Below are 25,461 nucleotides of genomic sequence, written 5' to 3'. Positions count from 1 at the left end.
GCAAAGGCAAGAGGCGGAGCCATTCGTAGTAGTGAGTAAGCGCTTGTGATGGGCATGGGGCGAAGGGATGGCATTGCCTGGCTAGTTCATGCAGTCAACTTGCTTCGGCGAGGAGGCGCGGCATGAACGCAGCAACTGCTGCTGATGGCGTGAGTCAGCCTCCGGGCAACAAGTGCCCGGAGGTTGTCGCATATTACTCGAGCAGTTGTTCCAGGCTTGGATCCCGCATCACTCGCTGCACTGGCTGCGGCGCCGCATTGCCGGACTTCATCATCTTCGACTTCATGCTGGCAATTTTCGTACAAGCGTTGAAGCCGTCCTCGTAGATCCCGCTCATGTCACACTTCCACTGATAGAAGTTCACCAGTCCGCCCGACATCTGGAGGCTGAAATCCGTGCTCTGGCTGCCTGGGGTGAACGGATGGCCTGCCGGGATGTTCTGGAACCACTCCATCCATTTAGACGAGCCCACCGCTGGCGGATTTTTCTGGAACAGCGGATTCATGATCGCCACTTGCGGTGACTCGGCCGTCATGTGGCAGCTCTGGCAGGAGCTGTTGGGATTGTCCACAGGACCGTTGAGGCGACCGTTCCAGCCCAGGTGGGTCGGCGGCAGTTCCTTGGTGTTAGCGTTGATGGCTGTCTGTTGCAGCGCCGTGTTGATCTTGGTGATGGTCGGTGTCGGGTTTGTGAAGTCATTGCCGGTTTCTTTCGGATCGTTGCCCCACATGATCCCCACCGGTATCAGGTTGTCCCAACCGGCCTTGCCGGTCATGGCGCCGTTGTACTGGAAGGTCCCGAAGATCCAGCCGGTAGCGCTCATGCGGGTATCACGCACGGCGATGTCCATCTGGATCAGGGCGACTTCCTTCACCTGGCGCTTGGCGGACGTGAAGGTCTCCGTGATATAGCCCTGCCACAAAACCGGATTGACCAGAAACGGCACGGTGTTGCGGTCGATGTCGGCAAACAGTGCCTTGCACACGACTGTACCGTTGGCGAAGCTTTTGGGCTGTGAGGTGTAGCTCGGATCAGGGTTCTGTGGGTCTTTCCAGACCTGGCCGATGGTGTAGGCGCCAATGTCGTTGTAAATACCCACGGCATAAGTCTGGCCGGTGGCGGTTTGGGTAGGCGCCAGTTGCTGCTTCTGAATCTGTGCTTCCTTGGTCAAGCCATGAATGCCCTCACGCCCAAGTGGGCCATAGTGCTGCCACGGCATATGATACCAATGACGAACCTTGTTTTTCTGGACGTCCCAATTGACGTCGACGTTACCTTCCAGACAATAGTTTTTCACTTCGTCCATGTAGGCACGCCAGGTTTCAAAATTATTGTCCTGCTTGGCCGGCAGGTTCTTGAAGAACGCCGGTAGCTGGCCTTTGGGCGGTGTGGTGGGATAGCTCTGGCTGAGTACGAATTTGGCGCCGGTATAGCTGTCGGGTGGTGCGTAGCCATAGTCAGGGTAGGTTCCGGCCTGGGCTGCGACGCTGAACAACGTGGCTGTCACCGCGAATGCTGTGAGCTTTCCTTGGGGCTGGTTCATCGATGATCTCCTTGATAGCGAAAACGCCTGGCATCGTTTGGGCTTTTGCCCGTCAATGCGGGGCTTCCTTTATTCTTGTTCAGGGTCTCGGTTTGATAGCCGAGACCGGCTTCACGGGTGAACTGGGTATTGGGTGGTCTACCTCCTCGGCAGCGCCGGAGGAATGCGCTCAATCCCCCCCGCCGATTTGCCCGGAATGATAAAAAGAGAGGAAACGGATTGTGCGCAGGGGATGCGAGGGATACTGCCTATCGACTCCTGTCGATCTCTTACCGTTCTTCCTTGCTTTCAGGTGTAGGCCATTTCCAGAAAAGTGCCATCCTTTTCACATCAATACTTTTGCGACCGCCGAAGACCCCAGGGCGGCCGATGCATCGAAGACGGACGAACATGACATAAAAGATGGAAAACTTTTCGTTCAGCAAGGAAAGGCAGGGGCAAAGCACAGAATCGAGATCATCGGCGAACTGGTAATTGATCCAGTCATGGCGCGAAAAACTGCATCCCCAAGGCTTTCAAATGCGGCGATTTACAGGCGAAGGCTGCGACGGACAAGGAGGAAATCAACAGGCAATATTCGTGCAGCGCGCGATCAACCGGAAACACACAATCGTCGGCATGACTGAGCAGTACATTCGAATGCGCAAAGGCATGAAGGTAACCCCGACAAAGTGATCGACGGCGGCGAATTGCGGAAAGGATTTTATTATCGCGGAAAAAAATAAGGGCTTGCATGAGGTATCTCACGCAAGCCCTTGATATTCATGGTGCCGAAGCCGGGATCGAACATACCGCCTAAAGGCCGCTATTTTACTGGATTTATCTATTATTAATCTCAGCATATATACCTAAACGTATACCTAAAACGGGAAGTACCCTTATCTTCTCCGCCTCCCGCCTCCCGCCTCCCGCCGGTCGCCGGTCGTGCCGACACCCTCCCCCGTTTTGCCGTCGCCGGGTGACGCTTGTGATCATCATTACTCTCCCCGTTTTTGGATGGAAGAGATGGAAAAACAGTTTGGGCGTGGGGGCGCCGATACTGCGAACGCTAATACTTTAGACGCAGCACCTCCAGCATTCCCCCCAAATTCGCCCAAGACGGCGATTTCCTAAAAAACTACGAATTAATGATTGAAACGGGCAGAGAACGGTCCATGGGGTGAGCGCTCCAGACTTTTGCCCCCCCTCCCCCTAATGACTTTATCAAGCAGCAGGCCGCTCACCCGCATCCAGTCCGTCTGACGCTTGGAGGCGAATAGCAACTGAAGTGACTGATCAGACGGCTCTGCACATGCCTCTATCGAGGGCTAACGTCGTATGCCTAGCGACTACCACTCGTTGTGACTGATCCACCCTTGTCTTCCCTCAACGTGGAGGACCAGCCATGAACACTATTACTAGATACAGCCATCAGCCGTGGAACAAGGGAAAGCTTGTGGGGCAAAAAGCCCCGCTCCGAGTCAGAGATATCTGAGCCATTCGGGTCAGACTCCAGCTCGCGGAGTAGACACGTGATTTGGCACTCTTCAACTTGGCCATCGACAGCAAGCTACGTGCCTATGACTTAGCCAAGCTGCGAGTTCGAGACATCGCCCATGGGGAGCATGTTTCGTCACGGGCCATCGTGATGCAGCAGAAAACTCAGCATCCAGTGCAATTTGAAATCACTGAGCAAACCCGAACGGTTTTGGAAGTGTGGATGCATCAGGCGCACCTCCGCAGCGAGGACTTCTTGTTTCCGACCCGATTGCGCGCTTCAGACCACCTTTCCGCCAGGTAATACGCTCGGATAGTCAAAGCGTGGGTGACAGCAATTGGTCTTGACCCAACCATGTACGGTACTCACACACTACGGCGAACTAAAGCATCGCTGATCGATCGCAGGACGAAGACCTGGCAGGACGAAGACCTGAGAGCTGTCCAGCTTCTGCTTGGACACACGAAGCTTGAAAGTACCGTCAGATACCTGGGAATCGAGGTCGATGATGCCTTGGAAATGGCGCAACAGATGGAAGTCTGACCATCCATAGCGACGGTCGATGCTTGACCGTCGCTATCTGGCCAAAAGCAGTCATTCAGCGTCCATGAAATCAAGGTCGTCACTCAACGTAGCGCAACCATAAAAACGGGTGAAAGCGACCCTTCTACATCAGCAGTTATCAGCCTACATTTTTAGAAATACCCTGCTGAAGCAAGACGACTCATCCGTAGATGAGGATAGTCGTTGATATTTTTAGTGGCCTAATGATAGCGTCATGACTCTGCCTCAGAGATCACACAGGGAGTAGTTATGATTGAAGCAAAGGTTATAAAAAGTGCAGCCCGTATTTACGCGGAAGCTAGAGGTGCAAGGAAAGTATATTTTGTTGTCGATGCTAAAAGTGTCGTCGGCGAGAATCTTCATAAATTAGGCTTAGACAAGCTTGGGCGGGATGGTGATGCAGCTCTCCCTAGTAATGTAGGGAAGGTAAGTGATTTCAATATAAGTGGGAAAGAGATTAAAAGGAAAGATCTTCCCATGATAAAAAAGGCCATACCAACATATCGGACTTGGAAGGACTGGCATGGCCAAGAACACTCTGGCGTACAACATCGGGTCATGGATGTTTATCCTATAGATTTTATCCGTGCACCAATTGAACGAATAATTCTAAAAAATATAGATGACGAGTTGTATCTTGCAACTCGCCAAATTGATTTTGATACAGATGGTGAAACTGCTGTCTTGCACTTGGCAAATCTATTTCTAGAATGCTTTGGTCACTTCAAAATATTTGACATCGCAGACCACAAAATAGCCGACGTGCCTATTCGCCAGCTTCAGTGGGAAGTGCTTCCGCCAGGTAAGTACCCATGGAATGAAGCCAAAGGATACGTTGAACCACATCTTCAACGATTAACTCCGTCTGCAAAAGGTGTAATCGAGCATCGAATGAGGCTGCTTTCTCAATATGAACCGGATTTTTTGGCAACTGGTCGAGGCGGCTATTCAGGGTATTTTGTATATGGATTCGCCAAGAAAAAGGCATATTTTCTCGAAAGTATACATCTAAATAACGCTACATATATCTTCGGTCATGACTGGGAAGAACTCTCGTCTCTGAGTAAGGATGAAATCATAAATGGTGAATACGAGCACAATAGAATTATTCATGATGGTCGATGGGACTATAAAGTTCGTCAGTTGCTTAAGGGGCAAGGTGAGATCAATTTTAAATAGAAAACCTCAAAGTCATGTCACGATTTCTCTGTGGTGATTTTGATCTGCGCCTTTTGATTGGGAGAAAATCACTTAATACGAACCCGCCAAAAGGTTAGAGCTAAGTGTGATTAATCACTCACGGTTTTGTTGGTGATAAGCTGCTGATACTGGCCGCTTTCTGCCGGTCACGACAAGCGGGCCGACCAAAGTTGACGGTGGCGACAAGCAGAAATCGGCTAAAAGCAGTGTTTAATGGGTTTTTGGAGTGACGTCGAAATCGTCTAGTTACGAAAAATTTATCGTCGCAATTAATGGTTAGACAAAGGGAGTTGTAAATGCGCTTACATGAAGTCGATATCAAGAATTTTCGCAAGCTTAAAGATTGCAAAATAAAATTTAGGGATACTACTTTTCTGATAGGCCCTAACAATGCTGGGAAGTCCAGTGTGTTTGCAGCTCTTGACTATTTACATAAAACTGGCGACGTCACCCTCGAGGATTATTCGAAAACCTTTATTCCTGAGACTGAAGACTACCGACGGGAAACTGAAATTGAAATTGTCGCCGAATATAGAAACCTTCCAGATGATTCGGAGGGGTGGCTTGGTTTCAAGGGGCGAGTTATTACTCATGAGGCTCCTCTGCCCGGAGAAACAAATAAGAAAATAGTCTATAAGAAAAAATGGAGCATTGAACATACCAAGCCTAAAGTATTTCTTATGGAGTATCCACGCTCTGTCAATGCACGCTACATTAATTGCAGGAAGGTTGAGGATCTTGTTGGAGAAGATTTTTCTGATGTTTTTCTTCGCAATCACTTTGGAGAAGCTAACCTAAACAAACTGTTGAGTCACGCGGCTGTCAAGAACCTTCTAACCGATTTGCCTAGTTATTGGGACGCCGCTACAGATCAAGAACCTGTTTGGGTGGAGAACCCCGGCGGTATACCCGGCAACGTCCTATCTAAACTTCCAAAAATTGTGATTATTCCTGCGGAGTCATGCATTACCCAACTCACTCATCCTTCTGGTGCTCTTTTTAAGACGCTTGGAGAGTTGTTTGATACCGTGCGCCAAGGCTCTGATAATTATAACCAGGCTCAGGCTTTTCTAACTGAACTTGCTAAGGAGTTAAATCCTAACGATAGCGAAACTGATTTCGGCAGGCTTATCACTGATCTTAATACTATGACGCACAGCCTTTTCCCTGAATCTTCCATTCATCTTAGTGCTTCTCTCGACCAGCCTGAAAAAGCTATAAAACCTCAATTCAATATTGAAATGAAAAGTAACGTGAGGACAACCGTTGCGTACCAAGGGCATGGAATGATACGCGCAACAGCTTTCCAGTTACTAAGATATGTACAAGGGTTTGTGAATCGTCGAACGGATACTCCGAGAGCTACGATTTTCTGCTTTGAAGAGCCTGAAATATATCTGCACCCTGCTGCTGCTAACCAGATGCGCGATATACTTTATGAATTGGCTGGCCCCAACTTCCAGATAGTAGCAACAACCCACTCTCCGTTTATGATTAATTTAGGCTCAGAGAAAAGCATGAGTCTAACAAAATTTTCATTTGCAAATGATGAGTTTACAACATGTAGCTCTTTTAATTTAGAGCGGGCATTCGAAGAGCTGGTTGGGGACGAAAAACAAAATCTGAAAATGCTTTTAAAAACAGATGATTATATTTCTCGTATTTTCTTTACTAAAAAATGCATATTTGTTGAAGGCGACACTGAAGAGGTAATCATTCGAGAGACAGTCAAGAGGCTGGGAATGGTTGATAAATCTAGATTTATAGGTAACTGTGAAGTCCTCCGCGCTCGTGGTAAGCCCGTGTTGATTTCTATAGCTAAATATATGAATGCGCTTGGCATGAATTACATCATCATGCATGACAGAGACGCAGATACGCCCGGAGCAGTAATCATGAATGAGCCCATTTTGGCTGCTTGTGGAGCAAATCGAAGAATTATGCTAGAGGAATGCGTTGAGGATATCTTGGGATATCCCTCTCCCGCATCTGAAAAACCATTCAAGGCTTATAAACACATCCAGGAAAATTGGCCTGCAGAATTTGCAGGCTTGCCTGAGCGCTGGCGTAATATTTTTATCGACTTGGCTGCTCCACACCTGAATCACTTACGTCAAGTTTAGGCCGGGATCAGATTGCTGCCATATATTGAGCAGCAACCTGATTTTAATTAAATAGATCGCCAGCTTTTTAGGCGATCCCGTATATTCTCGCTGCCCGATTCCTTCCTGCGGGAATCGGTAGCGTTGGCGGCGAAGCGGTGTATATGGTAGCTACCGCCCCATAGCGGACATATCTTTGGCTAGGTGGGGTTTATGGAGCGCTTACGAAGGGAGGTGATCATGATGTTATTCAGCTGGCACAGTTTAATGGGTACTGCTCTAAGTCAGCAAGTGATTTACCAAGTGATCGAGTCGATCATCGAAACTGACCAAGCAGAGGTTAATAAAAATATACTTCCTCACCGGCTTCATCAATCTCAGTCAAATGGTAAAATTTTCCATCCTCAGGACAAACCATGCTCATGTAACTGTAATGAAGAGTAAAAATCTCTACTCCCGGGGGAGTCGTTCCAGCGCCAAACTTTTCTCGCACCACATTTAACGCGCCTTTATCCTCGGAAATAGCATAAACAAACAATTTAGGGGCGGGATCGCTGTGGCCACACGACTTTATATTCAATTCGCGCCAGCTTATGAACTTGTCAAGCACCTCGATTGAGAATTCCTCGTATATATCATGATGATGCGCAACGTAAACGTATGTCTCATCCCTCTCCATTTCCCCAAGACAAGTAAAATACGTGAAGTCACGAGGCTCGTGCAGCAGTGGACAGATATCAAGTCGCCCGAACATGGAATGTTTATGGTACTTCTCCGCCAGGAATCGGAACAGTGCCAGCCTTACGATGTCCGCATGCTGGGGCATACCCGCTATTGACAGCAAATCCTTTTTAAACCTTTTTGTTAGAACCTGCTTTTTTGGCACAAGAACATTCCATCCCGACTTAGTCCGATTAACGTTGCTGCGTGAGATTTCAACCCAATAGCAAACCTCAGACTTTTCATCACATAAGATCACCAGCACCGGGAGCGAGTGGAGCAGCCAGTATTTAAGGTGTTTTGCCTCACCGTAATATTTGAATCCCTCATCCGATTCGTGCTTTAGGTAGGATGCCCCTGTCTTAATCTGTACAGCTATTAAACGGCCTGTCCCCTCTCGCTGCTCATTGACAATTTCAATATGCCCATCAATACCTAGGTCGTTTTTCATCTGTTCTCTGAAAACCCAACAAAACGCTCTTTTTACCTTAAGGGAGACGAGATCAACGCCAATGTCACCTATTACATCATTAGCTGGATACTGAGGCATTGAAAAATCCCTTTAACAAATTTGACACGACTAGTTCGATCGATGAATGGGTATCGTCAGGAATGTAGTTTGACCGGTTTTTTTGCTCATTGTCTAATGTGGTGTCTATACATGCCCGACTTCACGTACCGTTGCCTGAATGTCCTAGGTTCTGAAATCTTGCCAAAGCCCTTCGCAATCCGAGTTTCCGCAGAATTCTGGCCCTTTCAGCCTGGCCTCTGCCATGAACAAGCGGTACGAATTTTCTGATGCAGACTGGGAGTTGATCGCGAATCTTTTCAGCTCACACCGCCGCAGGGGGCGCCCCAGAGCCCACCCAAAGCAGATGGGCCGCCACACGTATGGCATGGGCTACGCCCGAGCTCACGGGTAATCCCGCTTCTAGGTTTCGCATGCTGCCTGAGGAAGCAGTTTATCCCTGGAAGGCAGATTTGGGTCAATTCTGTTGAAAAAGTCGGCCATGGTTTCCTCGGCAGAAAAGTACGCGCTTGAGATTGAAATCTTTACTTTTATCAGAGGATTCCGTGCTCGGATTTCGCGTAGCGGCACGCAAAAAAGGTGTTTTCAGCAGCCAATATGCGGGCAGTCTGGAAGGATCGACTTTTTCAACACAATCGGTCGAAAACAGCCATTACCGAATGACTGCTTCTGGCCGATTTCAGCCTCTGGCCAACGGCCGCTTTGGGTCGATTCTGTTGAAAAAGTCGGGTTTCTCCGGTTGCAGTAGGATGGGTCAGTGAAAGCGCCTCTTCAGCACGCTTCTACCTGAAATCTCAGCCTGAAAGGCTCTGCGGGCATTCAGGATTTCAATCTCCGATGCGTACTTTTCTGCCTTAAAAACCACGGCCGACTTTTTCAACAGAATCGGTCGCTTTCTGACGGTCGTCGTGACAGGCAGAAAACAGCCCAGTTGCTACCCTTCGCGACAGACAGCAATCGGTCATCTATGTGGATTGGCTCAGCAAGCAATCAACAGCGCGCTAAGACGAGATTCTCGGTCAGAAGAGGGCATGACTGATGCGGTTAGAAGGGCTGATTCTGAGCGCCTTCTACAACGATAAGGGAAAATCTCTTCCCCTTAATGAACTGTGCCAGCGAAGCAGCGCCGCCATATAATGTGCAGCTTCCCGTTCGTAGGTGAGTGTAAATGAAGGTTGTTGCTGTAATTCTTGCGGGTATCGTCCTATGTGCATTTTCTGCTTTCGCAGGCCTCACCGCCGGGATTAACCTCAATCCACAGTCGACTGTGCGATTTGTTCCAGATTGGGGAAGTGTTGGGGACTGGGTATCCGGTATTGGTGCGCTTTTGGCTGTTGTCGTTAGTCTGTATATGACTAGGCGTAGTGAAAGATTTCAATTGGAGCGAGATAGCGAACAGCTAATGTTAATCCAAGAACCAAGCCTGGCGTGGTTAACCTTGACCATTGGTTGTAAAGGTATGAGGCGGTGTACAGTTAATGACCTAAGGGTATGCCACGGTAAAAAGCGTACATCGCTAAAACATGAACTCTCTGAAAAAAACACTGGTGTTTTCCCTTTTAAACTCGATCCGGGAGATTCATTTAAACTGGATTGGAGCGGCCTGGAGATTAAGCCAATTGTGAGTGGCGTCCGAAACTTGAATTTGAAAAGTTTGGACGGTATTTTTTTTGAAGTTGTCACTGGTATATCTGTCCATCGATTCAATCTTGACGTATGGACTGTAGATTTGCTGCAAGAAGCTGCTACTGCGTTCGAAATGTCCTTACTAATGGATGATGAGTTACCTTTCTGACTAGTTTGCAGGACCATTTGTTGCACTGAGGTATTATTGATGAGTCGCCTGGGCTGACCTCATCACTGGCAAGCCGTTTCCCACGGGAACTACGCCGACCATGAGGTCTTGCCCTGTAACTATGGGAGGAACTGTCTTCACTATGCCGCTCGTCACCGCCATTGGTGCGGTCTTCGCGGGTAGTTCATTGACCGCTTTGGGTCGATGCCGCCGTTCGCGTCAAACGTAGTCAATCAGAAGATAGGCCAACCTTTCGGTCATTCTTTTTAAGACTGTGAAGAGCTCGACACCAAGAGTCGAGCCCGAGAGCAACTGCTTTTGAGGAAGGCATACCATACCCACCGTCAACTTTTGTGGAAAATAAGGCATTTACCACTCAAGGCTGAGGTTTCCGCAGCATTTCTTAAACTTCTTGCTAGAGCCGCACGGACATTTTTCATTGCGCCCCGGAGATTTTTCCTCGACGTTACTCGAGCGAATCTCGGTGATGTCATTCAATATGTCATGGTAGCGCATTATATATTGTGCGTTTGCGCGATCTTCAGCTTTCAGCGGGGTGGAGGTGTCGATGACTAGTATTGTTTCTGAACCAGGTGTCGCCCCTTTGGTTGCGGAGCCAAAAACTACGATCTCTCTTGGTTTTTGGTATTTATAGGCTGCAACGTGTGCGTATAAGACCATGCAGTCCAACCTATCTTTCCGATACTCTTCATAGGATGCATATTCATCACTCCAAGGAAAGAAAAGTAGTACGTATAGCCTTCTTTTATTCGACAGTGACGGAACCACTCTAGCCGAGCGAACGAACTCCGGTACTGCGTGATACTTATCAAATAATTCCTTCGCTAATCGTGCGCGGGATACCACGTTCTCAGAAGCCAGAGTCTTTATTGCGTCGGAATGTTCAACTAGTGAAAGATGATGTCCTTCGCCGACCGTTGCATTGACAATGCAATCGGAAAAATTTCGAAGAATTGATGCCCATCCCGCGCCTACTTTCTTTTCGCCGCAATGCAGGTAATAAGGTACTGTTTTAATGAATTCTCTCCAGTACCATTCGTGGATCATAAATGGTCCCTGGCTATCCCTTGGGTTGGGAATAGATCCATAGCCATCTTCTTGACGATTTTCTAAATAGTAAGCTAGTAGATCTTCTTCGCCGCCAGTAGATAATAAGTTTAGCTTCCGAATCGCGTGCTCTTTTGCCTTGAGGTAGCAGATGAAATCAGTTGGAGTCGCAAGCTCTCCAAGTAGTAGATCAACGCCTGTTTCGTCCAAGACGTGTACGAATGTTTTTTTGGGGTTAATGTCGTTGATGGTAAAAGGTCGCTCTAATATCTCCTTTTCATCGAGCGCGTAAAATGAAGCCAACGTCCCTGCGCTCCCAGGCATTATAGAATCAAAATAACTCTTGGCCGCAGCCCCAATGTTTCTAGTTACGCAAATCAGGTGGATTTTTAGGTCGGGCAGACTTAGATCAAAGGGGAATGGCCGTTGACATTGGCGGTCCAGAAAAACCCTAGACGGGTGATTCCTTATGAAAGATTCTGCACCATGTAGTTGTTTGGCCGACTCACTAATGGCTGCTCTGTACCAACGTTTCCAAGCGACGTCTGTAGGTTTGTGATCCTGAAAAACAACCTCACCCTTGTCGGAAAATAGTATGAGTGTGTTGTCAAAATAAACTGTGAGATCAGCAACCTCTTTACCGCCCGAAACATCCCTGTACAGACTGGGATAGCTCCACAAGCTGAAAAAGTTTTAGTAGCTACTTGATCTAGAACTCGCTCGCTCTCATTGGCGCTTATTCCTTTTATAATTGGTTCTAGCATGAACTTCTATCCTTAGACTTTTTTCGTTATGTTTAATGTATAGGGCGACACCATCAAGAATGAGCGTACCAGCGTTGACTGTCGAACTCTATGCCGCTCAGCGTAAAGCCTTCGGTCGACATTGCCGATACTGTTTAATGGAACAGCTCAGCAGCTCACCACTACCATTCAGCGCCTCTCACAGCCTATTTCAAATCACTAGGTCACCCTTACTCGCGGTCATTCGTCTATCGCCACGATCGCCTAGTGTGATGCCACGAAATCGATGGAGGAGATCAGGAGGTGTATACATCGGCTATATCCGTATAGGCATAATGGCTGCTATCGACCTACAGCGGTCGGTCGCGGCACCTAGAAAACGGTGGCGAATCGCTGCGTGAAGCTCCGCTTGAGCTAACGGATTTGATAACTCAGGCAGGAATGCCAAGGTGTGATCGATTATTGGTGTTTGTTCAAATGAATCGCCTACTGGTATGGATTCGACCTAATGCGGATTGCAATTTGCGCATCTAATGCCCCATGCTTGCTACTCGGCCCTGAGTGGGAGCAGTTGACTAGTGTGAGGCAGTTTTCAGTCGATAAACAGCTGAAACTGGATAAATTATTTTCAGCAGCGCCATGGTGCAAAGCATTATAATTGGCAAATAAAAATAATGTCTCCGCCAATTTTAAATTAAAAACTGCTAACAAACGCGCAAGGAAATATCAATGATGCGGCTCAATGTATCGGAAGGAACCTATAGTACGTCATACTTTATTATGCATATACATACAAAAGATTCGTTGGAAATGAATTTACTGGCTCACAACCAGACGTTTACACATGAATATATACATTTTTTGCAAGATCTGTTCCTTGCGTATAATATTCGATTAAATTTGGGTCAGTTAAGGCGTTTCGCACTCGTCGCTAGCAAAGCAAGCGAAGTAGGCTTTATTAAGCCATTCGACCAATGGGATGATGACTCTGAAATAGTCCAAAAGCAGTATGAATACAGCTGGGGAGGAACTAAACACCTTGATGAGGAAGATGCAACGATCGAGTGTCTTATTAATAGTCATTTCATAATACCTAATACCAGTATTCGGGTCTTCGAGTATAGTGCCATACTTAGCACTGGCAAAAACTATTCAATTGGTGCTAGGGATATGCTGGAGTATATAGCCCACAAAATAGAGGCTAATCACTGGATGACAACCGAACCCGCATTCCCGTATCGAGCAATGGATAAGGTTTTCGACCATTTAGGGCTTTCAAAAATGCCGGGCGACTGCCGAATTGCCTTAGTCGAGTTCTCCCTGCACAACGATAACCCGTTTCATCACATGTTAAAAATAATAGAGTTAGCTTTTAGCGGAGAGAACCAAAAGCTATTATTTGACTCCGTCACTATTGACGCGACGTTAAAGTCTTTGGGTTGGAGTTCTGCTGGCGGTTTCAATGAAACTATAAAAAGCAAAGTTCAACGCAGACTTGGCGGGCTAAAAACCATGCTAAAAGAACGTTTCCATCGTAATAATTTCGAGAGTGTATCATCTTGGATTGACGAAGTTTTAGAGTTGGTGGAAAGCGATTTTTGTGGAGAGTTGTTTTTTACACAACTTTATCGAATGGATCAAGATTCATTCTCCTCTACCATATCAATGCTAATTGGTAGAATAGGCATGCCCATCATTCTCAATGATAATGATGAGATGATCACGCTACTACCTGAAAAGTATGATGGCGATCAGTTTGTTCAATTTTATGCTGCACAAAGATTTTTAGACTTTGTTGCGCATGAAGGAAAAACATGCCCTCTTCTCGCCATTTGTGAGACCAACAATGAAGGCATCGTCAATGATGACTGCTATAATAATGCAATTATTCGCGGTCTAGATGATCAACTATGCCCGTTCGGGCAACTCGTAAAAACATACAACTTACATAATATAAAGTAGCATCAAGATCTATCAGATATAAATTTAACTATAACTGTACGGCTGCGGGCTTTTTATACACCTTTGAAGCTCGCTATTTAACGTTTTACAACCTCTGTTACTCTGATTTAGACGGACTTGTGAATGTCTCCTATTGGCCGATTGCAGCCCTTCGCGGCAGGCTGCTATCAGCCCAGGCTGCGTAAAAATGCAGGCATTGTTTTGAAGTCTGCGTTGCCACGTAAAATCTGCCAGTGATTGGTTAATCAGCGGACCTGAAATTTGCGTAGGAATGCGATTTTCGTTCTGGTTCTGACCATCAAACCTGTTCTAAAACGTTTTCACACAGCCTCGGCCAGCAGCGGCCCGGCAAGCTCTGCGGATCTAGAGGAGATCTTTTGGGGGTACAACCCCGCGGCTCAGAATCCGCAAGCTGTAATCAAACATACGCTAGTGGAGGAAGCTTTATGCTCTGTGCGTGTCGGATAGCCTCGAGGATACAGACTTCAATAGCCGATTCGTCTTTCTCATCAGGATCGTCCCATAAAACAGGAAGCATCAAATCAAGCCACTCCTCACTAACAGTGGGTAGTGATCGCAGCCAAGAAAGCTCTCGATCGAACGCCTCATGAATTAGTTGATTGACGTCGGCAAACAGCCCGTCCTCTTGCAATTCAAGTCGGGGCAATGAGACGGTGCAGATTGCCCCCCCTGCCAGACTCATCTGGCGCACGCCAGTGATGACGGACCCACCACCATGTTTGTAGTGGTACTGAGTGTCTTGCAACTCTAACCGCCATAGAAAGCGTTTCTCTTCCGAGGACTGCCTCGCTGCCAACACCAACGAGTTCCCGTACCTACCGTTGCAGACTCCGACAATTTGTCTTTCCTGGCGATGATGTTCGAGTTCTCGGAACAACTTAGGCTGAGCAGAAAGCAGTATTTTCTTCACTTCCCCCATCTGCTCACGCCGGAGTTCGAGTTGAACTTCTAGGCGCTCTATGCGGTGAGCTTCCTTTTCCGCTTTCAAATTTGCACGTGCCAAAGCGAGCTCGGAAGACTGTGTAATCTGGGTAACCAGCAGTGCGAGTGATTCACCGCTTACGATTTCATGCGGGTGCAGGTCGTGATTGTCCTCGAGGTATTTCAATAAACGAGGCCAGCAGTTCGTATCGAACCATTCGCTTCCCCCATCAGAAAGCCCGCCAGTAGCTAGGACCTGGTCTGTAGTAAGGCGCGCATAACGAAAGGTTCTGTGCAGAATTTTTTCAAACACATACGCATCCTCTTCCGACGCAACCACCAACCCCAGGGAGCTCGAAAAGTCGATAGATTTCCACCTGAAACTACGTGCTCTGGCGACGATGTTGTTGGCTTTACCGATCTTGAACCGTTGGTGAAAAGCGTCTTTGAGAATGTATACGTGCGAGGCCATCTTATTCTCCAGCTTTCATTGCTGAACTCGATAGGATAGCAGCGCATGCAGGCCTAGCAACCGGTTTGCACCGTATCCGTCACCTGCCTGGCCGCTCAATCTCACGCATTCTGGATCTCGGAGCTAGCCGCTTATCTCCAAGGTGTGGTTGACCTCTTCTGGCCGATATCTGCCGGTCGTGACCGGCAGAAGTCGACTCAAAGTGGGTGCGATTAGCGAGTCCAGTCAAGACCACGATTATAGTGGCCGAAGCGAAATTGAACGACTTGTTACGAAATCCAAGCTTATGGAATCTCTGGAGTTTCTTCAAAAATATTACATTTGGCTTTAAAAGCAAGACCGCTGCTGGTGGGCTTGAGGCGTGAATGTTTTCTTCGCCCCTCCATCAGCGCCGCCCTTGCCTCTTCTCTATCACCGGATTGGCAATGAAGGATGTATTGCACAAGCCTCGCCTGATTCTCGTAGTCGATCTCCAGCCAATCCAGCTCCACATGAATATACTGAAGAATGTCTTCAAGTTTCGCACTGAACCACTCACCGTTCGTGCGGTACTGGGCAAAATGCTCGTGACACTTCGCCTCGGCCGCAAGGCAGTCAGGCACCTTGGCATTGACTGCATTGACTGCATTGACTAGCACGTTCCCATGGCCGCCCATCTGCGCGCGCTGGCGATGGCCCTCCGTCTTGGTATGCCCGATCTTGCTGAGCCCCGTCATCCCATCAAACAAGACATATACATAGCCGGTCAGCCGGTCAGCCGGGCTCGTTGGAGTGCCGGGCGCTCGCGCTGCGAGATGCGGGAGGAATTCTTTCGCAGCTTGTACGAAATGCGCCCAGGTCGGCGTCACATCGAGGCTCGCTGGATCGATGCTCCGCTGTCCAACGTTGCGCTCAAACTCATCCGCGTGCGCCAAACGGGTGGCCTCTTGAACAAGCATGCTCCAGCCCAGGAGCGCCAACTCTCGCTGGAAGCGCGTCGCAGGCAGATCGAAAGTGACCGCCAGGTCGGCGAGTTCAACGTTTCGGACTTGTTCAGCCACACCGCTTTCCTGAACTTCGGTTTTGATGTTGTTGGCCACTTGAATTCCTTCCCGTTGAAGGGCCGGCGAACCGGGCGTTTTTTTACGTACCTGCTGGAAGCGGGTGCCAGCCACCTTTGCTCAGCCGCTTCTCCACTAAAGCCTTGTACTCCTGCGGCTCAGGCGCTTCCTTGCGCTTATGACGGCCCTGATTGCACCGCTGGCAGGCGGCAGCAATATTGGACTGGGTATCTCTTCCGCCATCCTGCCTGGCGACTAGATGCTCGGCTGTGCACTGGAAGTGCCTAGCCTGCCGAAGGGAAAGGCCATAGAGGCGGGCGAAGGCCTCAGGAGTATCGCGCCACATCTGGAAGCCGCAGTAATAGCAGCGACCACCTTGGCGATCGAACGCAGCGAAACGATGTTTGATAACAGATTTATCGGCCATGGCGGCCTCCTGTATGAAAAAGGAAGTCCGCTGCGCCGAAAGGCGAGAAACGGTACCAGTCGAGTCACTCGAACCGGCCCAACATCGCCCCTTTAAGGGAACGACAAGAGCAAATCTACGCCAAAACAAAAGCAGCAATCAAGTAGTCTGGAGGCAACCTGAACTGGTCAAGTATTCCCTGACACCCATGCAAGCGAAATCATCACCAATCAATTGTGTAAAAGTATAAAGCCCGGTAGTTATCCGGGCTAAACGTCACTCTACATTCGCTTCAGGCCACAGCATTCGGGCTTCAGCCAAGGCTTCGGTATAGGTCATCGGCTCAACGATCATTGTGAAGGGGCTGTACCCCGTCACGAGCACTGTCCAGTGACTGCTGCGGGCTTCACCATCGTTGGCCACAACTTCGACCATCAGCTCCAAACGGTGCAACTTGATATAGCGGCGCTCCTCCTGTGTCAGCCTGCTAGATGGTGAGACCCATAAGCGGTTGCCCACCACCTCGGCACTGAACCCACGGTCATGGAGATAGTCGATAACTCCCATCAGAAGGCCTCCGCGTCGGATTCATCGAAGGCCATGTCCGGTGAGGTAATGGTGGTGTCGGGGGATAGTTGCCGACTCGAAGTCCTGCAAGTCCCAATGTCCTGCTCGGGGTGATCGCCTGGCAGGACATCAGGACTTGCAGGACATTGCTTCGATAACTTTCTCCCGATTCCCCACTTCACCGTCCCCCCAGATTTACCTAGGGGCTTGCACTCGATGCCTATCTGCCGAAGAGCGGGAGCGGCACGTCGCAGGGCGTCCCCTAGCCCCTTCGCGGAACGCGGCCACGAATCGCAGCCAGTTGGACGGTACTGCTCCAGGATAAGCAGAATCTCTTTTACTGATGCGGTCACTCCTTGCGGGCGCGCCTCGACCAGTTCCACTACGGCGGCAGCTACCGGGCTAGCGTCAATGGTGCGAGCCAGACTTTCCTGCCGACTGGAATTGAACTCGTGCAGGAAATCCTCGGGCTCATGTCCCGCTGCGGCGGCGACAGCCATACCGAGGCGAGCGAATTCAACCAGCCGCGGACGCTCGTCAACGGGGATGTGCATCTGCGGCGCTAACTCCAACGCCTTGGCGAAAATATCCAGCAGCGCTCCCAGCAAACACGGACGCTCGGCTTCGTACTCCCGCCAAAGGTCTGTCACTTCCAGCCGCTCGCTGATAACCGGCGTCTCGATAGTGATCGTTCTGTCCACCAGATCTTGCGCCGTGACTGACGCAGATATGCCATTCAGCACGACGGGGCGCTTCACGCTGATAACACTTTCCTCGGCATCCGAGTACAGCTTGCGCTTGGCAAAGCCGCCTCCGGTTGCCAATACACACATGGCATCCTGAGTTGCTGCGGGCAAGTGCGAGATGTTCTCCAGGCTCACTACCGCACACACACGAGCAGAAATGAATAGGTCCTCCGCCGACTTCGGTGCGCTGCGTAATGGGCAGGAATTCGGATCAATAAGCTGGCGTAGCGCTGTTTGTGTCGTGCTCTTAGCGCTGCCCTGCTCGCCCAGCAGCTCCAGCACTGGATAAGGTGTATCAGGACGCAGGCATTCGATCAGCCACGCCAGGGCCAGCAGACGGGAGCCGCGCGGGATGTTCGCCACATGCCAAAGTTGCTCGATCGATCCACCTGGAACTGGAGCCGGAATCGGCTGCATGGATTCAGGCCGAACGAACATCGCCTCAGGTGACTCGACGATCTCCCACTTACCTAGCCGTATGCGAACCGCTCGGCTACTGCCCGATACAGCCAGGTCGAGAAAATAATCTCCAGCGGCACCAGCAGTGCGCCGGTTTACCTCCTCGCGGTCTCCATGGAATCGACCGAGGCCGGCCAGAGTGCTCAGCGCCTCGCGGACCGATTGATCTCGGGGTGCTTTTCCGCTGTCGGAGTAAAAACCGGCAACCAGTGCATCTCGGAACTGGAGCGAGGCTAGATCACGCACTTCGCCGGTCGTTCGGTCCTTGGCGAAAACGTCCTTGTTTTGATCGTGGAACAACTCGAAGCGTTGCTCCACGAACTTGACCAGCAGAGAAGCTTGGCTCTGCTTTTCGTCAGCATCATCACCGAGCTCGAAGTGGTCCTCGACTGACTGCTGATCGTTGTCTTCGAACTGGTGATTGCAGGGAGCATCCACCATTTGCAGCAGTTGCTCGACGGTGCCGCCCGCGTCCAGCCAGTCGGATACGTCGCCCTTCGGCAGCAGCCCTGGAAGGCTCAGTACGCGAACTTCTGCCTCGGCCTGACTCAGTGCCCGACAAACCTTGTCGGCGTGTTGACGTCCCGGCTCGTCGTTATCCGCCAGAATCACTACGTGGCGGCGCGCGAAATGTTTGTTGAGCGCACTGGGCCACTTGCCAGCGCCGCCGGCGTTGCAGGTTGCGACCAACCCCAGTGACTCCAAGCGCAATACGTCCTTCTCGCCCTCCACGACAAACACTGGCGTATCCCACGGCGTGTCCAGCAATTGCGGCAGACGGTAGGGAACCTGACGCACGCCCTTCACTGACCACATCCAGCCGCCTTTTCCGTCCGGGCGGCGCTGGCGAAAGTCCTTTGGTTCGTAGCGGACAACTTGAAACAGATCGTTGCCGTCTTCGTCGGTGTAGTCATAACAAGCCGAGATGCGACGGCTGGCCGGTAGGACATCAGGACTTTCAGGATATGGCACCGGCTGGTTTTCTTTTAAGCCTTGCTGCTCAAGCCAGCCCATTTGCTCGGCCCGACTTGTGATGCCGATTTTCCAGGCAATCAAATCCAATACGCCGCCACCGCACCCGTCTTCGTGCGAGTGCCATACCCCCTTTTCCAGATCGACGGATAACGAGCCATGCGCTCCGAATCGAAACTCGGTCGGCTTGCTCATTGCGGCATTTGGCTCGCCAAGAAGGTAGAGCGCCACGGGCCCAATCATGGATTTCAGCCAAGCCGATCCCGTCGGCGCATTGGCGCCGTTTTGACTTTTCATGGGTTACACCCCGAGCTGCTTGGCTTTGCGCCAGGACCAGAGAGAAGAAGACTGGGAGGAATCAGCGTGCAGGGCGGCCATTACGCGAAACTTCCAGGACGCTGTAAGCGGTGGTGAATGGCTCATACTGCATCCCTCGCTTCGATCTTGGCGCGCAGCCATGCATCCACCTCAGCCACGACGTAATACGCAGCAGCCTGGCGGGTGTCGCCGTCTTTGATCGGCTTCGGGAAGGTCGGGTCTTTCTTGCGGAGTTTGTCTAGGCCGGAGCGGGACAGGTCCAGCCATTGACAGAGCGCTGGCTGACGGATGAGAGCTTTCGGGGGAATTGTTACTGGTTGCATTTGAGCGCCTCCGTATCGGTACGGAGCCATTTTTGTTGAACCCCCGATTGCTGTCGCAGTGCTCAAAAGAGATTAGTTAGAGGCTTTTTTTCCCCCTTTTTTTACACGCCTGATCAGTTTTTCGATTTCGACAATATCCTCTGGCACCTCGACCCCTGCGGCAACGAGAAGCTCTCGGGCGAGTTCTGCAGCTCTGCGTTTGGTCATCTTCGCTAAGGATGACTGCCGTAGCTTGTCTGCGGTATCAGCCAGCAAAGCATCTCGCTGAAACTTCGGCTTCACGCCACGAATAGTTGGAGCGGTCTCCAACTTCTGCTCGGTAATATCCAACACATCGGACACCATGGTGGCCTTCGCCTCAAGGTCAGAAAGCAAGCCACCGCTGAAAAAGCACCCATGGCTACGCCAGCAGGCGTCGTTGATGAGACCCTCGACAAAAGGAGAGAAATTGCTTAGCCGCTGTAGCGCTTCACGAAGACTCAGGTGTGCCTGCTGTATTTCGCGAATTTCTTCGTGGCGCGCTGGTCCTTTTTCCGTTTCGCGGGTGACTGCTCTGTAGGACCCAAGCCTTTGCTTTAACCATTCCTGAAGATCGCCGTCGTGATGTTCGGCCAAGTCAGCGATAATTGCCTGCGCAGCATCAGACAGGCTTTCATCGACCAAATCACCTGTACCCCACTCGAGTTGATTGTCGAATACTGGAAGTGCCTTTGATCGCTTGCCTCGTTTCGTCATGCGTGTAACCCCCGTTTCATGTTCACAACATCAGTGTCCCGGTGTGCAAAATCATAGGGTGTAATGTGCTTTTCCCGGTTAGCGTCCAAGTAGTCAGCCCACCACGTCATCATCCGTCGGCGCTCTTCCAAGTGCTCAGCCTTGTGGGTGTAGGCCGCGCGCACGCCGTTGCGCTCTTGGTGGCTCATTTGCCGCTCAACCGCGTCACGCGACCATAGACCGGACTCGACCAACGCGGAACAGGCCATAGTGCGGAAACCGTGCCCGCAAACCTCTATCTTGGTGTCGTACCCCATACGGCGCAGTGACTTGTTTACGGTGTTCTCCGACATTGGCCGCCAGTGGTAGTGATCGCCCGGCAACACCAGATCAAAACGCCCGCTTAGCCGGCGTATCTGCTCTAGCACTTCAAGCGTCTGACGTGACAACGGGACAAGGTGCGGAGTCCCCATCTTGGCTCCTCGGTGCGACCTCTTGACGCCCTCGATTGGTGCACGTTCGCCGGGAATCGTCCACATGCTCCGGGTAAAGTCGAACTCAGACCAGCGGGCAAAGCGCAGCTCACTGGAACGAATGAACACCAGTAGAGCGAGGCTTACAGCAAGACAGGTAAGCGGTCGTCCGGTGTCAGCCTCGCAGCGTTGCAACAACTCCGGCAACCGCTCAAGGGGCAAGGCCGGGCGGTGTTTGGTCTTGCGGGTGGCAGTCCCCCCCACCAGATCAAGCGCCGGGTTGTATTCGATGAAATCGCGCTGAACGGCGATTCGCATGATTCCGGCGATGCGCTGGCGCAGTCGCCCAACCACATCAAGCGCGCCACGCTTCTCTACCGCCTTCAGACAGGCCAGCAGGTCGCGGGTTTTCAGGTCGGATACGGGGCGTTTGCCCAGCATGGGGAAAAGATCGACCTCGATCTCTTTCAACACCCTGACCGCGTGATCCTTCGACCATTTTCCGGACATGCTGGCGTGCCATTCCAGGGCCAGCACCTCAAAGGTGTTCCCCGCCTCACTGGCCGCCTCGATCTTTGCTTGCTTAGCGCTCTCGATGGGGTCTTGGCCATGCGCCAACAACTCGAGTGCATCGGCTCGACGTGCGCGGGCGGCTTTCAGACCGAGAGCCGGGTAGTTGCCGAACGTAGCCAGACCGGGCTTACCGCTTGGCTTTTTATACTTGAAGCGCCAGACCTTGGTGCCGGTAGCCTTTACAAGCAAAAAAAGCCCCTGCCCGTCGAACAGGGTGTAATCCTTTTCGCGGGACTTGGCAGCTTCACATTTGGGGTCTGTCAGAGGAGTTACGGTGCGCGCCATAGGTATACGCCTCGATATCGAACCGATATATACCTAAACGTATACCTAAATCGTGGGGCTGTACAGGAACATACGGGGATATTCAGACACAAAAAAACCGGCTATAAGGCCGGTTTCTCTAGGTTTCAGGTGTCTACGGGAACATCTGAAATCATACTATTGGTGCCCGAAGCCGGAATCGAACCGGCACGCCCTTACGAGCGGGGGATTTTAAGTCCCATGCGTCTACCAGTTTCGCCATTCGGGCGGTAGCGCGGTAAAGCAGTCTGAAGACTGGCCAATAACGATCTGGCAGTTCTGACGCTTGTGCAACAGAGGGGGAAATATATACATCCCGCTCCGGTGAAGCAAGTTCGCAAATCCCCTTTTCAAGACTAAATCTTGCAGGACTGCGAAAATAAAAAAGCTCCGTAGATCATGGATCTACGGAGCTCGTTTAAAGTGGAGGCCGAAGTCGGAATCGAACCGGCGTAGGTGGATTTGCAATCCACTGCATAACCATTTTGCTATTCGGCCTCAAACATCTGATGTCAGTAGCACAACACCAAACGTGTAAACTCGTATCTGGAAACAAGATTCTAATCTAGTATCCAACCCTTTGAAATCTAAGGGGTTTTCGTGTTCCCTAAGCAGGAATGGACGCAATTCTGGACTGGTTCGAAAGGCATGTCAAGAACTGGAGAAAAATAATTCGAGATGCGCGATCGCCACTACCCGGTCGCTTTGGAGCCTAACACTTCAGCGCCACAAAAAACGCTACCTATCGCAAGATGAGTGTCGGCTAAAAAGATCGCAGCTTTCGGCAACTCCTACGCGCCTGTGGGCGTCGCCGAAGGCTGCGATCTTTTGATCTTGCTTATATGTCCCTCTTCAATGACTGACCGCCACCACCCGTTGCAACCGCTGCCGATACTGGCTGGGTGTCTCCTGCATTTCATGACGGAAGTGCCGATTGAAATTCGACAAGTTGGCGTAACCCACTTCAAAGCAGATATCTGCAACGCTGAAGCTGCTTTGCGCCAGCAAACGGCAGGCGCGCTGGACGCGCAGTTTGCGCGTCAGGTCGACGAAGGTATGGCCAGTGGCGCGCTTGAAGAATTTGGAGAAGGCCGGTTCGTTCATGTCCAGGCGCTGGGCGATGACGGACATCCGCAACTCATCCGCAAGGTCGTTGAGGATGTAGTCGAAGACGATACTCATGCGCTGGGCCGTCAACGCGTCGAGCATCGGCGCATATTGCAGGCTGGCAAGTGTCTGTTTCTCGTTGTCGGGGGCCGATGCCAGCAATTGCAGCAATGACAGGAACAGGCACAGTCGCTGCAATCCGTGGCACTGGCCGATGTCTTCCAGCAGGCGGGCCGCTTTCTTGCGGGTATCGCCATGAAATTCGATGCCCTGTGCCGCCTGGCGAAACAGGTTTTGCAACTCGCTGAGTTCGGGAACCTTGTCGCGCAGTTGCATCAGCATCTGACCGTCGAACTGCAACACCACGTCGCGTCCCTCAATCACCTCGCCTTTGCCCAGATCGCTGATCCAGTCGTGAGGCAGGCCAGGGCCGATCAGGGCGACATGGCCGGCCTCGAACACGCCGATATAGTCACCGGCCAACAGCCGTCCACTGCCTTCGCGGATCAGGTGGATCTCGAATTCCGGATGATGGTTCCAGCGAGCAAGGTCGAAGGGATAGTCGTGTTCATACCAACGAAAGCTGTGCTGCGGCTCGTTCAGAATGACTTCAAGCGCCGGCGGCTTGTCTGCGGTTACGTGATGGTTCATCACTCTGGCGATCCCGTTTTTGTTGGTTTTATCAAGGCTACCGCGAAGCCCGGGACGAGTCGAAGCTGATTCGAAACGCCAAGGCGCGGTTATCAGATTCACACTAAGCAGGCAGCAAGCCTAGCGCGCTACAGGGCGGCCACTGATACTTTTTTTCCACGAGTGCCACGGTTAAAAAAGTATCAGTGTCGCGTATGCCGTTCATTTGTTCACCGCTTGGGTTGCTGTAATCCTGTGGTCATCCCGTTGCGGCGATGACTCGCACCGCGGACTACAACAACAATAAGAGCCTCTGCCGCCCAAGGCGCAGAGCGGAGAACACAATGAAGATCATTCCAACAGTACTTTTTCTGTCCGCCGGATTGTCCTCCGCCCTGCTCTGCCAGGCGGCCGAAACGGTGACCATCGCCACGGTGAACAACAACGACATGATCCGCATGCAGCGGTTGTCCAAAACGTTCGAACAGCTGCACCCTGATGTGAAGCTCAACTGGGTGGTCCTCGAAGAGAACGTGTTGCGTCAGCGCCTGACCACTGACATTGCCACTCAGGGCGGTCAATTCGACGTGCTCACCATCGGCACCTACGAAACACCGCTGTGGGGCGCCAAGCATTGGCTGGAGCCGATAAAGGATCTGCCCGCCAGCTATGACCTCGAGGATATTTTCCCCTCGGTTCGCCAGGGACTGTCAGTCAACGACACGCTCTATGCCCTGCCGTTTTATGGCGAAAGTACCATCACCTATTACCGAACCGACCTGTTCAAGAACGCCAGCCTGAGCATGCCCGAGCACCCGACCTGGACGCAGCTCGGCGAGTTCGCCGGCAAGTTGCACCAGCCGGACAAAGAGCAGTACGGAATGTGCCTGCGCGGCAAGGCTGGTTGGGGTGAAAACATGGCGCTGTTGACCACCATGTCCAACGCCTTCGGTGCACGCTGGTTCAACGAGCAGTGGCAGCCGCAACTCACCGGGCCGGAATGGACCGCCGCCGCGAACTTCTACGTCAACACCCTCAAGCAGTACGGCCCGCCGGGTGTTTCGAGCAATGGCTTCAACGAGACACTGGCCCTGTTCAACAGCGGCAAATGCGCGATCTGGGTCGATGCCAGCGTCGCAGGCTCCTTCATCACCGATACAACTCAAAGCAAGGTCGCCGATAAGGTCGGCTTCGTCGCGGCACCCACGCAGGTCACCGACAAGGGTTCGTCCTGGCTCTATGCCTGGTCGCTGGCCATCCCTGCGACGTCCAAACACAAGGAAGCCGCCAAAGCCTTTGTGACCTGGGCGACCTCCAAGGAATACATCCAACTGGTCGCCGAGAAGGATGGCATCACCAACGTACCGCCGGGCACTCGCATGTCCACCTACAGCGACGCCTACTTGCAGGCCGCGCCCTTCGCCAGTGTCACGCTGAAAATGATGCAGCACGCCGACCCTGCACACCCGTCAGTCCAACCCGTGCCTTACGTCGGCATCCAGTACGTGACCATTCCTGAATTCCAGGCCATCGGCACGTCGGTCGGCAAGCTGCTGTCTGCGGCGCTCACCGGGCAGATGCCGGTTGAGCAGGCCCTGGCCTCGGCCCAGCAAACCACCGAACGCGAGATGAAACGCGCTGGTTATCCCAAATAGCAACATACCGATAAATCAAGACGCAGAACCAGTGGGAGAACCTGTAGGAGCGAGGCTT

The 25,461-nt window shown here is 51.3% G+C and carries 18 protein-coding genes, 2 tRNA genes and 1 pseudogene; 6 read left to right on the top strand and 15 right to left on the bottom strand.

The features are described from left to right. Positions 1–193 precede the first annotated feature (193 nt). The gene (locus tag PMI18_RS16485; protein WP_007899999.1) at positions 194–1,543 is read right to left on the bottom strand and encodes a hypothetical protein; all 1,350 of its coding nucleotides are present in this window, start codon (positions 1,541–1,543) and stop codon (positions 194–196) included. Between the two features lie 483 nt (positions 1,544–2,026). Then, positions 2,027–2,278 (bottom strand): hypothetical protein, encoded by a 252-nt coding sequence (locus PMI18_RS31060; protein WP_007899997.1) that lies wholly within the window; start codon positions 2,276–2,278, stop codon positions 2,027–2,029. 742 nt (positions 2,279–3,020) lie between these two features. On the opposite strand from PMI18_RS31060, the pseudogene PMI18_RS31530 reads away from it, so the two are divergent. From PMI18_RS31530 to PMI18_RS16495, 3 genes and pseudogenes are all read left to right on the top strand, one after another. Further along, positions 3,021–3,563 (top strand): annotated as a pseudogene (locus tag PMI18_RS31530) (tyrosine-type recombinase/integrase). Positions 3,564–3,833: 270 nt separating this feature from the next. Further along, a complete protein-coding gene (locus PMI18_RS16490; protein WP_007899995.1) occupies positions 3,834–4,763 on the top strand; it encodes a hypothetical protein in 930 nt (309 codons plus the stop codon). A gap of 317 nt (positions 4,764–5,080) precedes the next feature. Then, the gene (locus PMI18_RS16495) at positions 5,081–6,907 is read left to right on the top strand and encodes an ATP-dependent nuclease (RefSeq protein WP_007899994.1); all 1,827 of its coding nucleotides are present in this window, start codon (positions 5,081–5,083) and stop codon (positions 6,905–6,907) included. Positions 6,908–7,226: 319 nt separating this feature from the next. Here PMI18_RS16495 and PMI18_RS16500 read toward each other — a convergent pair whose 3' ends face one another. Beyond that, positions 7,227–8,156 carry a DUF4365 domain-containing protein gene (locus PMI18_RS16500; RefSeq protein ID WP_007899993.1) on the bottom strand — a complete coding sequence of 310 codons (930 nt, stop codon included), beginning with the start codon at positions 8,154–8,156 and terminating at the stop codon, positions 7,227–7,229. 1,147 nt (positions 8,157–9,303) lie between these two features. On the opposite strand from PMI18_RS16500, the gene PMI18_RS16505 reads away from it, so the two are divergent. Next, positions 9,304–9,930: a hypothetical protein gene (locus PMI18_RS16505; RefSeq protein ID WP_007899991.1), complete on the top strand. Its 627-nt coding sequence runs from the start codon at positions 9,304–9,306 to the stop codon at positions 9,928–9,930. A 369-nt stretch (positions 9,931–10,299) separates the two neighbouring features. Here PMI18_RS16505 and PMI18_RS0129520 read toward each other — a convergent pair whose 3' ends face one another. After that, a complete protein-coding gene (locus PMI18_RS0129520; protein ID WP_007899988.1) occupies positions 10,300–11,301 on the bottom strand; it encodes an SEC-C metal-binding domain-containing protein in 1,002 nt (333 codons plus the stop codon). A 1,169-nt stretch (positions 11,302–12,470) separates the two neighbouring features. On the opposite strand from PMI18_RS0129520, the gene PMI18_RS16510 reads away from it, so the two are divergent. Continuing rightward, entirely contained in the window at positions 12,471–13,703 is a 1,233-nt protein-coding gene (locus PMI18_RS16510; RefSeq protein WP_007899986.1) for a hypothetical protein, read from the top strand. A gap of 418 nt (positions 13,704–14,121) precedes the next feature. On the opposite strand, the gene PMI18_RS16515 is transcribed toward PMI18_RS16510, so the two are convergent. The 11 genes from PMI18_RS16515 to PMI18_RS16565 form a co-directional block, all read right to left on the bottom strand. Next, the gene (locus PMI18_RS16515; RefSeq protein WP_007899984.1) at positions 14,122–15,117 is read right to left on the bottom strand and encodes a GIY-YIG nuclease family protein; all 996 of its coding nucleotides are present in this window, start codon (positions 15,115–15,117) and stop codon (positions 14,122–14,124) included. Between the two features lie 284 nt (positions 15,118–15,401). Then, on the bottom strand, positions 15,402–16,196 hold the full coding sequence (locus tag PMI18_RS16520) for a GIY-YIG nuclease family protein (RefSeq protein ID WP_007899982.1): 795 nt from the start codon (positions 16,194–16,196) through the stop codon (positions 15,402–15,404). 43 nt (positions 16,197–16,239) lie between these two features. Beyond that, positions 16,240–16,584 (bottom strand): HNH endonuclease, encoded by a 345-nt coding sequence (locus PMI18_RS16525; protein WP_007899980.1) that lies wholly within the window; start codon positions 16,582–16,584, stop codon positions 16,240–16,242. A 255-nt stretch (positions 16,585–16,839) separates the two neighbouring features. Further along, positions 16,840–17,130 carry a hypothetical protein gene (locus PMI18_RS16530; RefSeq protein WP_007899978.1) on the bottom strand — a complete coding sequence of 97 codons (291 nt, stop codon included), beginning with the start codon at positions 17,128–17,130 and terminating at the stop codon, positions 16,840–16,842. Beyond that, on the bottom strand, positions 17,130–19,604 hold the full coding sequence (locus PMI18_RS16535; protein ID WP_007899976.1) for a toprim domain-containing protein: 2,475 nt from the start codon (positions 19,602–19,604) through the stop codon (positions 17,130–17,132). The genes PMI18_RS16530 and PMI18_RS16535 overlap by 1 nt, the downstream gene beginning before the upstream one ends. A gap of 122 nt (positions 19,605–19,726) precedes the next feature. Then, a complete protein-coding gene (locus tag PMI18_RS16540; protein ID WP_007899974.1) occupies positions 19,727–19,948 on the bottom strand; it encodes a helix-turn-helix transcriptional regulator in 222 nt (73 codons plus the stop codon). A 72-nt stretch (positions 19,949–20,020) separates the two neighbouring features. Continuing rightward, complete coding sequence (locus PMI18_RS16545) at positions 20,021–20,683, bottom strand: hypothetical protein (RefSeq protein WP_007899972.1); 663 nt, start codon at positions 20,681–20,683, stop codon at positions 20,021–20,023. Beyond that, on the bottom strand, positions 20,680–21,993 hold the full coding sequence (locus PMI18_RS16550) for a tyrosine-type recombinase/integrase (RefSeq protein WP_007899970.1): 1,314 nt from the start codon (positions 21,991–21,993) through the stop codon (positions 20,680–20,682). Before PMI18_RS16550 ends, PMI18_RS16545 begins: the two co-directional genes overlap by 4 nt. Positions 21,994–22,153: 160 nt before the next feature. Continuing rightward, positions 22,154–22,240 (bottom strand) — tRNA-Leu (locus PMI18_RS16555). 195 nt (positions 22,241–22,435) lie between these two features. Then, positions 22,436–22,509, bottom strand: a tRNA-Cys gene (locus PMI18_RS16560). A gap of 354 nt (positions 22,510–22,863) precedes the next feature. Then, complete coding sequence (locus tag PMI18_RS16565) at positions 22,864–23,769, bottom strand: helix-turn-helix domain-containing protein (protein ID WP_007899967.1); 906 nt, start codon at positions 23,767–23,769, stop codon at positions 22,864–22,866. A 323-nt stretch (positions 23,770–24,092) separates the two neighbouring features. Between PMI18_RS16565 and PMI18_RS16570 the strand changes: the two genes are divergently transcribed. Next, positions 24,093–25,403 (top strand): ABC transporter substrate-binding protein, encoded by a 1,311-nt coding sequence (locus PMI18_RS16570; RefSeq protein WP_007899966.1) that lies wholly within the window; start codon positions 24,093–24,095, stop codon positions 25,401–25,403. The last annotated feature ends 58 nt before the right edge of the window (positions 25,404–25,461 follow it).

Origin of the sequence: Pseudomonas sp. GM102, assembly GCF_000282555.1 — a bacterium.
Taxonomy (GTDB): Bacteria; Pseudomonadota; Gammaproteobacteria; order Pseudomonadales; family Pseudomonadaceae; genus Aquipseudomonas.
This window is presented reverse-complemented; position numbering and strand designations above follow the sequence as displayed.

Excerpts from the sequence above, each read along its gene's own strand:
- PMI18_RS16485 (WP_007899999.1), bottom strand. The coding sequence starts at position 1,543 with ATGAACCAGCCCCAAGGAAAGCTCACAGCATTCGCGGTGACAGCCACG.
- PMI18_RS31060 (WP_007899997.1), bottom strand. The coding sequence starts at position 2,278 with ATGCAAGCCCTTATTTTTTTCCGCGATAATAAAATCCTTTCCGCAATT.
- PMI18_RS16490 (WP_007899995.1), top strand. The coding sequence starts at position 3,834 with ATGATTGAAGCAAAGGTTATAAAAAGTGCAGCCCGTATTTACGCGGAA.
- PMI18_RS16495 (WP_007899994.1), top strand. The coding sequence starts at position 5,081 with ATGCGCTTACATGAAGTCGATATCAAGAATTTTCGCAAGCTTAAAGAT.
- PMI18_RS16500 (WP_007899993.1), bottom strand. The coding sequence starts at position 8,156 with ATGCCTCAGTATCCAGCTAATGATGTAATAGGTGACATTGGCGTTGAT.
- PMI18_RS16505 (WP_007899991.1), top strand. The coding sequence starts at position 9,304 with ATGAAGGTTGTTGCTGTAATTCTTGCGGGTATCGTCCTATGTGCATTT.
- PMI18_RS16510 (WP_007899986.1), top strand. The coding sequence starts at position 12,471 with ATGATGCGGCTCAATGTATCGGAAGGAACCTATAGTACGTCATACTTT.
- PMI18_RS16515 (WP_007899984.1), bottom strand. The coding sequence starts at position 15,117 with ATGGCCTCGCACGTATACATTCTCAAAGACGCTTTTCACCAACGGTTC.
- PMI18_RS16525 (WP_007899980.1), bottom strand. The coding sequence starts at position 16,584 with ATGGCCGATAAATCTGTTATCAAACATCGTTTCGCTGCGTTCGATCGC.
- PMI18_RS16530 (WP_007899978.1), bottom strand. The coding sequence starts at position 17,130 with ATGGGAGTTATCGACTATCTCCATGACCGTGGGTTCAGTGCCGAGGTG.
- PMI18_RS16535 (WP_007899976.1), bottom strand. The coding sequence starts at position 19,604 with ATGAAAAGTCAAAACGGCGCCAATGCGCCGACGGGATCGGCTTGGCTG.
- PMI18_RS16540 (WP_007899974.1), bottom strand. The coding sequence starts at position 19,948 with ATGCAACCAGTAACAATTCCCCCGAAAGCTCTCATCCGTCAGCCAGCG.
- PMI18_RS16545 (WP_007899972.1), bottom strand. The coding sequence starts at position 20,683 with ATGACGAAACGAGGCAAGCGATCAAAGGCACTTCCAGTATTCGACAAT.
- PMI18_RS16550 (WP_007899970.1), bottom strand. The coding sequence starts at position 21,993 with ATGGCGCGCACCGTAACTCCTCTGACAGACCCCAAATGTGAAGCTGCC.
- PMI18_RS16565 (WP_007899967.1), bottom strand. The coding sequence starts at position 23,769 with ATGAACCATCACGTAACCGCAGACAAGCCGCCGGCGCTTGAAGTCATT.
- PMI18_RS16570 (WP_007899966.1), top strand. The coding sequence starts at position 24,093 with ATGAAGATCATTCCAACAGTACTTTTTCTGTCCGCCGGATTGTCCTCC.